The 12,023-nt window shown below is 44.4% G+C and carries 9 protein-coding genes; 1 reads left to right on the forward strand and 8 read right to left on the reverse strand.

What is annotated here, in order from left to right:
* The first annotated feature begins 53 nt into the window (after positions 1-53).
* Positions 54-1,328 carry an HlyC/CorC family transporter gene (locus tag CAG60_RS09135; protein WP_154169133.1) on the forward strand — a complete coding sequence of 425 codons (1,275 nt, stop codon included), beginning with the start codon at positions 54-56 and terminating at the stop codon, positions 1,326-1,328.
* A 92-nt stretch (positions 1,329-1,420) separates the two neighbouring features.
* Here CAG60_RS09135 and luxS read toward each other — a convergent pair whose 3' ends face one another.
* From luxS to CAG60_RS09175, 8 genes are all read right to left on the reverse strand, one after another.
* Positions 1,421-1,939 (reverse strand): S-ribosylhomocysteine lyase, encoded by a 519-nt coding sequence (gene luxS, locus CAG60_RS09140; protein WP_154169135.1) that lies wholly within the window; start codon positions 1,937-1,939, stop codon positions 1,421-1,423.
* A 116-nt stretch (positions 1,940-2,055) separates the two neighbouring features.
* Positions 2,056-3,624, reverse strand: coding sequence for a glutamate--cysteine ligase (gshA, locus tag CAG60_RS09145; RefSeq protein ID WP_161425089.1), 1,569 nt, complete (start codon positions 3,622-3,624; stop codon positions 2,056-2,058).
* A 270-nt stretch (positions 3,625-3,894) separates the two neighbouring features.
* Positions 3,895-6,747 carry a M16 family metallopeptidase gene (locus CAG60_RS09150; protein ID WP_161438782.1) on the reverse strand — a complete coding sequence of 951 codons (2,853 nt, stop codon included), beginning with the start codon at positions 6,745-6,747 and terminating at the stop codon, positions 3,895-3,897.
* 9 nt (positions 6,748-6,756) lie between these two features.
* A complete protein-coding gene (locus CAG60_RS09155; RefSeq protein ID WP_154169141.1) occupies positions 6,757-7,218 on the reverse strand; it encodes a YqaA family protein in 462 nt (153 codons plus the stop codon).
* Positions 7,212-8,162 carry an NADP-dependent oxidoreductase gene (locus tag CAG60_RS09160; protein WP_161438783.1) on the reverse strand — a complete coding sequence of 317 codons (951 nt, stop codon included), beginning with the start codon at positions 8,160-8,162 and terminating at the stop codon, positions 7,212-7,214. The genes CAG60_RS09155 and CAG60_RS09160 overlap by 7 nt, the downstream gene beginning before the upstream one ends.
* A gap of 166 nt (positions 8,163-8,328) precedes the next feature.
* Positions 8,329-9,459, reverse strand: coding sequence for a sodium ion-translocating decarboxylase subunit beta (locus CAG60_RS09165; protein ID WP_004395985.1), 1,131 nt, complete (start codon positions 9,457-9,459; stop codon positions 8,329-8,331).
* A gap of 10 nt (positions 9,460-9,469) precedes the next feature.
* Positions 9,470-11,248, reverse strand: coding sequence for a sodium-extruding oxaloacetate decarboxylase subunit alpha (gene oadA, locus CAG60_RS09170; RefSeq protein WP_115152691.1), 1,779 nt, complete (start codon positions 11,246-11,248; stop codon positions 9,470-9,472).
* Positions 11,249-11,270: 22 nt separating this feature from the next.
* Positions 11,271-11,528 (reverse strand): oxaloacetate decarboxylase subunit gamma, encoded by a 258-nt coding sequence (locus CAG60_RS09175; protein ID WP_040904689.1) that lies wholly within the window; start codon positions 11,526-11,528, stop codon positions 11,271-11,273.
* Positions 11,529-12,023 lie beyond the last annotated feature (495 nt).

A 12,023-nucleotide genomic window follows, 5' to 3' on the forward strand; every position in this document is an offset into this window, starting at 1 on the left:
AAGCGGAGACTATCTTTTTTTATTATTGAACCTCTATAAGGAAACAAAGCGTTTTGGACGACATATCAACGGGTATCTTATTTGCGCTACTCGCGTGTCTTATCGTTATATCTGCCTACTTCTCCGGCTCAGAAACGGGCATGATGGCGCTTAACCGCTATCGTCTTAAGCATCTAGCGAGTACTGGTCATAAGGGCGCTAAACGCGTTGAACGGTTACTCAGTCGTCCAGACCGTTTAATCGGCCTGATCTTGATTGGCAATAACTTAGTCAATATCCTCGCCTCCGCGATTGCCACGATCATTGGCATGCGACTGTATGGTGATATTGGTGTCGCGATAGCAACCGGCGTATTAACTCTGGTGATTCTCGTCTTCGCGGAAGTGACTCCGAAAACGTTAGCTGCGATTTATCCTGAACGGGTATCTTATACCAGCAGTGTTGTGCTGACGTTTCTAATGAAAGTGCTTTCTCCATTAGTGGTTTTTATCAATTTCATTACTAACGGTTTTATCCGCTTATTGGGTCTTAATGCCAAACACACACGCGATGACCCTCTCAGCTCTGAAGAACTACGCACCATTGTTAACGATGCTGGACGGCTTATTCCTCGTCGTCACCAAGATATGCTGTTATCTATTCTTGATTTAGAACATGTGACGGTGAATGACATCATGATTCCACGTAATGAAATTACGGGTATCAATATCAATGATGATTGGAAGTCGATCATTCGCCAACTGACCCACTCCCCTCACGGTCGAGTGGTGCTGTATCGAGACAATATTGATGAAGCCGTCGGTATGCTGCGCTTACGCGAAGCGGCACGGTTAATGTTAGAAAAAAACGAATTCAATAAAGAAACGCTCTTTCGGGCCGCTGATGAAGTGTATTTTATTCCGGAAGGGACACCGCTTAATGTCCAGCTACTAAAATTCCAACGTAATAAACAAAGAATTGGTCTTATCGTTGATGAGTACGGCGATATTATTGGTCTGATTACCTTGGAAGATATTCTAGAAGAGATTGTCGGTGAATTTACCACCTCAATGGCGCCAAGCTTAGCTGAAGAGATCACGCCACAAGGTGATGGCAGCTTCTTAATCGAAGGCAGTGCTAATATTCGCGATATTAATAAAAGCTTAAAATGGAAATTACCAACCGATGGACCAAGAACCCTGAACGGACTGATTTTAGAGCATTTGGAAGAGATCCCAGAAACTCACTTAAGTGTTAAAGTTGCTAATCATCCGATGGAAATTGTCCAGTTAGAAGAAAACCGCATTAAACTGGTACGAGTCTACCCGCGAAAAATCAAAAAGGCTTAATCTCTGTTAACGTTAATCATCTCGATAATAGACCGATAAAAAATGGGCGGTATTGATTACCGCCCATTTTATTGCCTAAACCGTTTAAGTGGTTAATTCACTTGTAGGTTTTTTAGCATCGATTCAGGTAAAGCAAGTTGATCATTTTTGTTCACCCCAATACCGCTACTTAACACTTGCTGAGCAATCGCTTGTGCTTCCGATAAAGAGTGCATCGCTGCGGTACCGCACTGGTACTCATTGAGTTCTGGAATATCCTTTTGGTCCCGCACTTTCAAGACATCTTCCATCGCGGCTAACCACGCCGTAGCCACTTGCTGCTCGGTAGGTGCACCAATCAAACTCATATAAAATCCAGTACGACAGCCCATTGGGGAAATATCAATAATTTCCACCTGTTCGCTATTAAGATGATTACGCATGAACCCTGCATAAAGGTGCTCTAGAGTATGAATTCCTTTTTCAGACAAAATAGCTTGATTAGGCAGAGTAAAACGCAGGTCAAATACAGTAATCGTATCGCCTTTCGGGGTTTGCATGGTTTTCGCTACCCGTACAGCGGGAGCTTGCATGCGAGTATGATCAACCGTAAAGCTATCTAATAGTGGCATAAAACTTATCTCCTTGTTTAACCCTTAAAATACTCATTCACATCTTGCCCTAAATCAACCAGCAACCTCAGTCAACGAGGAAAAAGAATGACATTTGCGTATCCACACGCCAGTGATTATGACGGTAAATAGCTGAAGTAATCGGCCAAAAACGCATCAAAACTTTGTGTATCTTGCTGCTCTATCTGTAACTGAGCTTCACGTGAACGCATCACTTCTTGCTTCATTTTCTGTTCAGAATAGACTTGGTAAGCATGTTGTAAGTTATCATTACGGTAACGCTCACCAAGATAACTTCCAACTTTACCTAAACCGCCCAGTTGCTGAGTTTTATCCAGTAAACGAGCCGATAAAGTGTGCTGAGGATGATCAATCCAGCTAGCAAGCTCTCGACATACCTCTTGATAGGCATTACCGCCACACGCGGCGTCCATTTGCTCAGCAATCAAACTTAGGTCTGCAAATACGCGTTTCGCCCACGCCGTCAGGGTCAATTTTTCACCATGACAGCCAATTTGTAATTCTAGCCCTGGTTTTCGTCCTTCAAGGACCACTTTACTCCAGTTATCGCGCCAACACTGTAACTCACAATTATCCATCGGTTCTGAATCTGATAAAGCAGTCCATGTGAGGAACAAATCTAAAAAACGCACTTGCTGTTCAGTAATCCCGATCGGACTGAAAGGATTGACATCCAATGAGCGCACTTCAATGTATTCAACCCCGCCACGCGCCAGTGCTTCTGACGGCTTTTCACCATTTTTGGCGACACGTTTCGGACGAATCGGCGCATAGAGCTCATTTTCAATTTGTAAAATATTGCTATTCAGTTGACGATATTCACCATCGACCTTGACTCCAATATTAGCAAAAAGCTCAGAAGGCGTTCTGATCGCTTGATTTAAGCCAGTTAAATATTGCTCTAAGCTATTAAAACCTATCTTGAGGCTACTTTGCGCATCATTGGTATAACCCAAATCACTCAATCTCAACGAGGTTGAATAAGGCAAATAGAGCGTTTTACCTATCGATTCGAAGGGTAACTGCGTTTCTCTTCCTTGGATAAATGAAGAGCACAGCGCCGGAGAGGCACCAAAAAAGTAAGGGATCAGCCAACCAAAGCGGTAATAGTTACGGATTAAGCCAAAATAGGCTTGCGACTGGCTAGCTTGACGCTCTTGTTCCGTTTGCTGACCATATAAAGCATCCCAAAATGTGCTTGGAAATGAAAAATTGAAATGCACACCAGAGATGATCTGCATTAAGCTGCCATAACGCTGTTTTAATCCCGTTCGATATAAAGTTTTCATTCGTCCGGTGTTAGAAGTACCGTATTGAGCAAGCTGAATGTCTGCTTCACTACCAACATAACAAGGCATAGAAAGCGGCCAGAGCTTTTCATCACCGATATTAGCTTGCGCAAAATGATGAATGTCGGCTAATTGAGCCATTAAGGTATCGACGTTGTTCGACACTGGCGTAATAAATTCCAGTAATGATTCAGCAAAATCGGTGGTAATCCAAGCATTAGTTAATGCTGACCCCAAGGCTTCTGGATGCGGTGTTTGGGCAATGTTGCCATCGACGGTATAACGTAAAGTTTCACGTTCAACACCGCGGCCAAACTGCTGAAATATTTCTGGTTGATTAGCAACTCGTGCTAGTCGCTCGGCAAAATTAGTCAAAATAAAATTCGCTTATAAAAATAGATGATGTTTTAGATATCGCTACCGCAGGCCCACTGAATCCCGATAGGGTTTGTTCAGAAGAAACAGACTCAATCCATTGATCATCACTTTGTCACAGCAACCAGGGCCACGTAATATTTTTGTGGCCTTGGTTGCTCAAGTAACGATGTAGAACGCGATGCTTGATACGCGACATTAAGCACAATGGCTCATCGAATCGGCTCGAAAGCCTTATTTTTCTTCTACGTTGCGTTATATATGCATGCTCTACTGGATTATTTCAAGTTCTTCAATCGGAATTGATAATTTTTCTAATTGTGGCCTTAAGCTTTTAGCATCGCCAACCACAATAATTTGATAATCCTCTGGGACAAACCATTTAGCTGCCAATTCATTCAGTGTCGACTTATTCACCATTTTCAACAGGCGATTACGCTGCTGGAGATAATCTCGGTCTAGATTATTAGTCAACATTTGGCCAATCAATTGCGCTTTTTGCGAGGGAGTCTCGTAACTCAACGCCTCTTGCTGACCAACGGCAAGACGTAAAAAGGCCATTTCATCCGTAGTTAAACCATACTGACTAAAATGGGTCAGTTCTTGGATGATTTCTTGAATGGCCGGTAACGTTGCATTAGCTCGCACTTGTGCATTAAAGACTATCGCCCCGACTTCACGATTACTGGATAAGTAACCACTTGCACCGTAGGTATAGCCTTTATCTTCACGTAGATTTTGATTAATACGGCTATTAAAGTTACCCGCTAAATTAAAATTCGTTAATTGAGTGAGATACATTTCTCCCGTTGCATCGAAAGGCAATCCACGACGAACAAAACGCACCACACTTTGCGGCGAATCGGGTTTATCGACCAAAAACAGACGCTGCTCAGTGAGCGTCGGGATCACTTGAGGACGGAGTATTGGCGCTGGTTGGCCATGCCAATCGGTGAAAAAGGCCAGTTGTTCACGTACCTGTTGAGGTTCAATATCACCGACGACAATCACTTGAGCACCGTGTGGCGTATAATGCTGCTGATAAAACGCTTTAACCTCATCCAATGTCAGTGCAGCAATCGAGGCTTGTGTACCGTCACTCGAGCGAGCAAATACCGAGTCGCCAAACAATACTTGGCGCATCGCTTGGCCAGCTAACCAACTTGGTTGTTGATGCTGATAGACGACACTTTGTAGCATTTGTTGCTGAAGACGCTCAAAATCTTCTTGCTTAAATCCCGGTGTTAATAACATCTCTTGGACAATCTGCAACGTTTCTGGCAGATGTTTGGTTAAGCTTGAGATAACCACATTGGTCGAATAAGCGCCGGTATTGAGACTGATGGTCGAACCCAGCTTATCGAGCTGAGCTTGAATCGCTTCCACATTGCGTATCGCTGAGTCTTGCTTGATTAGAGCTGCCGTTAAATTCGCTAAACCTTCTTTGCCCGCTTCAACATGCCGCTCTCCTGCGGGTAAGCGGATCTCCACTTGTACGGTCGGAGTCTCACCGCTCACCGTTCCGATTAACTCCGCGCCATTATCAAAATGGATTTCATACAACTCAGGCATATTAATTTGCACAGCTTGCGCAACGGCTGGCATCACCGAACGATCAAAATTATCCACCACTTGACGATACTCAAGCTGTTGTTCTGTTATTTTTTGATAAACGGGCAATAAACGCTCAGGAGTAACAAAGGTTGCTTGACGAACCGCGAGTGATGTACGGCCTCGTGGTACAACACTTAATGTGACTTTGGGTTTACCTTGTAGATAAGTCTGAAAAACCTGAGTCACTGATTGTGGAGTAACCGCTCTTAACTGTGCTAACTGTGCCTCAATACGATCGGGTTGATCATAGAAAGTTTGATTACTTGCCAACTGGGTTACCTTACCTTGGACACTTTGTAGCGCAAAAATAGCATTCGCTTCAGCCATACCGGTGATTTGTGCTAAACGGTCATCACTAACACCTTGCTGCGCAAACTGCGCCAATGTTCGCATGATTTCTTGATACAGCGGTGTCAGTTGAGCACGTTGTCCTGAGGGAGCCATGGCATAGATATAAAAAGTACACGCCAGTTCTGCGCAATCTTGAAAGGCACCAGCATCGACCGCTTTCTGGGTTCTGACTAGATTTTGATACAACAAACTATTACTACCACTACCGAGTACTTGCGCTAGAGCATCTAGTGAGGCTTGTTGTTCAGCACCTCGATAAGCCGTTGGGAAGCCAATTAATACCATCGGCTGCTGAATGCGATCTTCTAGAGTAATATAACGATCTTCCGCTAATGTAACGGGTTGCTTTTCAGCCTTATCAACTTCTGGACCTTTAGGAATGGAGCCAAAATAGCGATTAACCCAAGCTAAAGTTTGTTTAACATCAATATCTCCACCAATGGTCAATACAGCATTATTCGGTCCATACCAGCGTAAGAAAAAAGCTTTCAGATCATTTACATCGACTCGGTCTAAATCTTCGACATAACCAATCGTCTGCCATGAATAAGGATGGCCTTGTGGATACAGCGCCTCAGCCATTCTTTCCCAAATCAGTCCATAAGGACGATTATCATAGTTTTGCGCTCGTTCATTTTTCACCGTATCACGCTGTATTTCAAATTTACGCTGCGACACTGCATCAAGTAAAAAGCCCATTCGATCGGCTTCTAACCATAAAACTTTTTCTAATTGATTGGCCGGAACGGTTTGGAAATAATTGGTTCGATCACGATTGGTGGTGCCATTTAAACGTCCGCCTGCTTCGGTAATCAACCGAAAATGTTCTTGATCAGCGACATGCTTAGAACCTTGGAACATCATGTGTTCAAAAAAATGAGCGAACCCTGACTTACCAAGCTCCTCGCGAGCAGACCCCACGTGATAAGTCATATCGACATGCACCAAAGGATCGGAATGATCCGGTGATAAAATCACGGTTAACCCGTTATCTAAACGATATTTACTATAGGGAATCATCACTTTATCAGGCTGTGCTTCGACCTCTTCCAGTAAAGTGACGCCTGAAGGTAAGGATGAAAAAAAAGATAACGCAGTAGGAGTAGAACAGCCAGAGAGAGCCAGCAGCGCGAGTGCGCCCAGCCAAATTTTCTTCATACCATCACCTTAAAAAAGACCGTAGAAAATCGCAGTTAACAAGCAGTAGCGAAGCATTTTCCCAACCAGAATCATGCAAAAGACCACGCTACCACGCATTCTTAACCACCCTGCAGCTAAACAAAGTGGATCACCGATAATCGGTAGCCAACTGAATAATAATGCCCAATAACCATGTTTGTTTAGCCACTTTAACGCATTATGACCCTGTTTTTCCTGTTGAGTTCGGTTTGGAAGCAATAAACCTAACCAATAATTCGTCATACCTCCGAGCGAATTACCAAGCGTTGCGATCAAAATGATCAACCATGGAGAGTATTGACCAAGAGCAAGTGTTGCGATGAGTACGGCTTCAGAGCCACCAGGCAGTAAGGTAGCACTCAGAAAACTAACAACAAACAATACCCAAAGTGCAGAAGTAGAAAACAGCTCCGCCAAATAAGCAAAGCTGGTATTAAACAGTTCTAGCATTGCATATTAAGCAAGATTTTACCTCGCGTGTGTCCAGTGGCGATTTGCTCATGTGCTTGTTGTACTTCTTGCAGAGGATAAATACGCTGAATTTCTATTTTCAACAATCCAACCCCAACCATATATAGCATGGTATCTAACTGTTCAGGATTAGGGTCAACCAACATACCGCAAGCGTCAAAGCCCAGTAATTTGGCTTTTTCACAGATAAGTTCAGCGCTAAGTGTCGGCACTGTGACCACTCTGGCGGCATCTTTCAAACATTTAAGAGCATCGAGAGCAGCATCGCCACCAACAAGATCGATCAAGACATCAACCTCTTCCAAACGCTGAGAAACAGGAGCAAATTGATAGTTAATCGCATGGGCACCTAATGTGGCAAGATAATCTAGATTAGCTTCACTGCAAGTGGTATAAACTTCGGCTTTCGTAGCTAACGCTATCTGTAAAGCAATATGCCCAACGCCTCCTGCACCGGCAAGGATCAAAACGCGATCGCTCTCTTTAATCTGGGCTTTACTTAAGGCTTGAGCCGCGGTTTGTCCAGCTAATGGTAATGCAGCGGCAGCTTCTAAAGTCACCGAGTCAGGTACGATACTAAGATCTTTTTCTGCAACACAGACATATTGACTATAACCGCCGCCTCGCAGTGGAAAACCAATAAAGCCGGCTACATTCATCCCTTGCCGCAACTCATCAACTCCTGGGCCAACGTTGACAATTCGTCCTGATATATCGTAACCCGGTACCCAAGGTAGCTTATCTTTATTTTGCTCTGCAGCCCAACCTAAACCGGCGCGAGTTTTGATATCAATAGGATTCACACTGGCAAAAACAACTTTGACCAATACCTCCCCTTCTTGTGGCTCTGGAATGCTTGATGATTGAATCGCGAGCACTTCTGGCCCACCGAATTGGGTAATGACGATCTGCTTATTGTCCATGTCCTCGGTTCCTATTGCTAGCAAGTAAAAAGAGATGCCGAAGCATCCCTTTGAATATATATCATTTTATAACAGATTGTGAACTATATCTCCCCGAACGGCTTGGTGAGAGATGACCTCAACATTAGGGCTTAAGCGCTTCATGCTTAGGGTGAATGGTATGAGATCATCCAACCAAGGCAAGCAATACTCCAGCAGCAACGGCTGATCCTAGCACCCCTGCCACGTTCGGCCCCATCGCATGCATCAACAAAAAGTTTTGCGGGTTGGCCTCTAAACCAACTTTATTGACCACTCGAGCAGCCATGGGGACTGCAGAAACACCAGCAGCACCGATCAGGGGATTGATATCTTCTTTAGAAAATTTATTGAGCAATTTAGCCATCAATACACCGCCAGCAGTACCAATACTGAAAGCAACGGCACCAAGCAATAAAATCCCCAGCGTCGAAACATTAAGAAATTTATCCGCTTGTAGTTGAGACCCAACCCCCAAACCTAAGAAGATAGTCACGATATTAATCAGCTCATTTTGCGCTGTTTTTGATAATCGCTCCACCACTCCCGCTTCACGCATTAAGTTACCTAAGCAGAACATGCCAACTAAAGGCGTGGCAGCAGGAAGAAATAAGATTGCCATCAACAACACTAATAACGGAAAAACTATTTTTTCACGTTTACTGACGTGTCTCAGTTGTGCCATCTTAATTTGACGCTCTTTTTCCGTGGTCAACGCTCTCATGATCGGCGGTTGAATGATCGGCACCAGCGCCATATAGCTATAAGCAGCAACGGCAACGGCCCCTAATAAATCCGGAGAGAGTTTACTGGTCAAAAAAATCGCGGTTGGACCGTCAGCCCCACCAATGATCGAGATAGAAGCGGCATCTGCCATGGTAAAACTGATCCCCGGCACATAATTGAGTAGAATGGCCCCAAATAAGGTAGCAAAAATCCCAAACTGCGCCGCAGCACCCAGCCATAACGTTTTCGGGTTTGCAATTAAGGCACCAAAGTCGGTCATGGCTCCGACACCAAGGAAAATCAATAAAGGAAAAATCCCCGATGCAATACCAATGTTATAAACGTAATAGAGTAATCCGCCAGGATCGGTAAAACCAGCGTTAGGAATGTTGGCTAAAATTGCCCCAAAACCAATCGGGAGCAATAATAACGGTTCAAACCCCTTACGAATGGCTAAAAATAGCAATCCCACGCCAACCAAAATCATGATTAATTGGCTGAGTTCAAAATTGGCAATCCCGGTTTCATTCCATAGAGTCAATAATCCGTCCATGTGATAACCCTTATGCCAGACTTAAGATTGGCGTACCAACAGAGACGCTATCGCCTTCTTTGACATGCAGCACTTGAACAACCCCGTTACGTGCAGCACGCACTTCTGTCTCCATTTTCATTGCTTCTAAAATGACTAATACATCGCCTTCAACCACTTCACTTCCCGGCTGAACTTGAACTTTAAAAATATTACCCGCGAGCGGCGCTGGCACCGCCTCAGCCGTTGATGCCAAAGCAGCCGCTTGAGGAGAAGCTTGAGTCGCCACGGAGGTCAGTTGTCCCTGAGGGCCAACTTCGACTTGATAAATCTGACCATCAACTTTAACGCTGTAAGTCTCGACACCTTTTTGCATGACCTCACTAGGTCGATTGTCTGTCGATACAGAAGGCTGAGACTCAACGCTTGGTGCGGGTTCAAACGCTGACGCATCGCCACGATGTTTTAAAAACTTCAAACCTACCTGAGGGAAAAGGGCATAAGTCAGTACATCATCAACGGTATCCTCAGCGAGAGATATCCCCTCAACCTTCGCCTTCTCTAATAACTCGCTCGTTAAGTTAACCATCTCGGCTTGTAAAAGATCCGCAGGGCGACAAGTGATCGGTTGCTCACCAGCGAGTACTTGTTGCTGCAGTTGATGATTGACCTCGGCAGGTGTCGCGCCATATTCCCCTTTCAACACTCCAGCCGTTTCTTTGGTAATACTTTTATAACGCTCTCCAGTTAAAACGTTAATCACCGCTTGAGTGCCGACAATTTGTGAGGTAGGAGTGACCAAAGGGATATAACCGAGATCATGGCGTACTCTTGGGATCTCTTGCAGAACTTCATCAAGACGATCAGCCGCCCCTTGCTCTTTTAACTGACTCTCCATATTGGTCAACATACCACCGGGAACCTGAGCAATCAGGATCCGTGAATCAACCCCTTTTAATTGCCCCTCAAATTGAGCGTACTTTTTACGTACTTCACGGAAATAGGCAGCAATTGGCGCTAATTGCTCGAGATTAAGCTGTGTATCACGTTCTGTCCCTTGCAGCATCGCAACAACGGTTTCCGTAGGTGTATGACCATAGGTTTGACTCATCGACGAAATCGCGGTATCCAGAATATCTACCCCAGCTTCAACCGCTTTAATCGCGGTTGCCGTCGACAGCCCAGTGGTTGCATGGCAATGCAAGGCTAGAGGCACTGCGCAAGACGCCTTAATCCGCGAAATCAGTTCTTCCGCTTCATAAGGTTTCAGTAGCCCAGACATATCTTTAATACATAAAGAGTGACAGCCGAGATCTTCTAAACGTTTCGCAAGATCGACCCATGTCTGAGTATTGTGAACTGGGCTAGTAGTATAAGAAAGTGTCCCCTGAGCATGAGCCCCGACGTCAATCGTTGCTTTGACTGCTTGTTGAAAATTACGTACATCGTTCATCGCATCAAAAATACGAAATACGTCCATACCATTGGCATGGGCACGCTCAACAAATTTCGCTACGACATCATCGGCATAATGACGATACCCCAACAGATTTTGACCGCGTAGTAACATCTGCATCGGCGTATTAGGCATCGCTTTTTTTAAGGCTCGTAAACGATGCCAAGGGTCCTCACCAAGAAAACGAATGCACGCATCAAATGTCGCACCACCCCATGTTTCCAGTGACCAGTAACCGATCTTATCTAACTCTGCCGCAATCGGCAGCATATCTTCCAAGCGCATACGAGTCGCAAATAATGACTGATGCGCGTCACGTAGGACCACATCGGTAATAGCAAGTGGTTTAGACATGCTGATTAACTCCTTTTAATTCTTACTGTTGGATTGCTGAGTGTCGGTATTGGTGCACCGCAGCAGAAATCGCCGCAACCACCTGAGGGCTTGGAGTTGTGACTGAAGAGGCACTTTTATTAACGGGAACTGGCGTCGTTGCTGGCAATGCTTCATCGCGAAGACATGTCGACATCAGTCGAACCAGATAGACTAAAATAGTTAAAAAAATAAAGACCACCGCCATTCCTGTACCCATTAAGGTTGCGGCATCGATAAGCAGGCTTCCAATATCAATCATCTTGCTTCCTTTCTCTGTCATCCTGACAATCTGCTTGAGAAATTATATTGACGGCTACAGCGTCTTGGCCTCACTTAGAGCATTATCATTGGTGATAAAAATGCCTATCAGCGATTGAGATGACTTACTCAAAGCTTAGATACAAGTGAGGTGAATAAGGATTATCTCGACTGGTGGAAAATTGTCAATTTGCTTTAAACATCTTTGACCTAATCGAGACGTTCAAGTCATAGAAGCGTCACATGAATCACATAAACGAGTGTAATATTCGCTAAAAACGGCAGGGATTATGATCAAAATTGCGAACTTGGCGAGTTTTCATCGCTCAATAGGCAATATTGACATCAATTGCATAAAGCACTTATTGAAAACAAAGAGTTGTAAATTAAAACAATAAAAATTGTTAATAAAAAGTTAAAAAGGGGGCAATAAAAAACCCCGCTTAAGCGAGGTTTTCATAATATGGCGCGCTCAGGAGGATTCGAACCTCCGACC

Origin of the sequence: Vibrio sp. V33_P6A3T137 (genome assembly GCF_009904835.1) — a bacterium.
Classification (GTDB): Bacteria; Pseudomonadota; Gammaproteobacteria; order Enterobacterales; family Vibrionaceae; genus Vibrio; species Vibrio metschnikovii.